Below are 574 nucleotides of genomic sequence, written 5' to 3' on the forward strand. Positions count from 1 at the left end.
GTCGCGGAGTACCACGACATTCCGGTCGCGGGGCTGCATCACTTCCCGGTGCGGGTCAACGGTCAGCTCGGTGTTCCGTTTCTGCCGTCTCCGGCGCCTGCGGTCCGCTCGACGTTGACGGCGGGCTGGTGGCTGTATTCGCACATCACCAAGGCGAATGAGGACGCGCAACGCCGGGAACTGGGCCTGCCCGGCACGACAGTGTCCGCGTGGCGGCGGATGGCCGAGAACGGAACGCTCGAGCTGCAGGCCTACGACCAGGCGTTGTTCCCCGGTCTTGCCGCGGAATGGAACGGCAAGCGCCCCTTCGTGGGTTCCCTCACGCTCGAGTTGGGGGGGGACACCGACGACGAGGTCGCGTCCTGGATCGCCGCGGGAAAGCCGCCGATCTACTTCGGTTTCGGTAGCACGCCGGTCCAGTCCCCCGCCGAGACGGTGGCGATGATCGCCGACGCCTGCGCCGAATTGGGCGAACGCGCCTTGATCTATTCCGGCGCCGAGGGCACGCAAACCGCTTCCCGTCCCGACGTGAAGCTGGTCGGCCACGTCAACTACTCCACGATCCTGCCCACCT

At 67.4% G+C, this 574-nt stretch carries 1 pseudogene; it reads left to right on the top strand.

From position 1 onward, the window contains the following. Window positions 1-574: pseudogene (locus tag A5787_RS27645) on the top strand (hypothetical protein); the annotation flags it as partial.

The sequence above is a fragment of the Mycobacterium sp. 852002-50816_SCH5313054-b genome (assembly GCF_001667185.1).
GTDB lineage: Bacteria > Actinomycetota > Actinomycetes > Mycobacteriales > Mycobacteriaceae > Mycobacterium.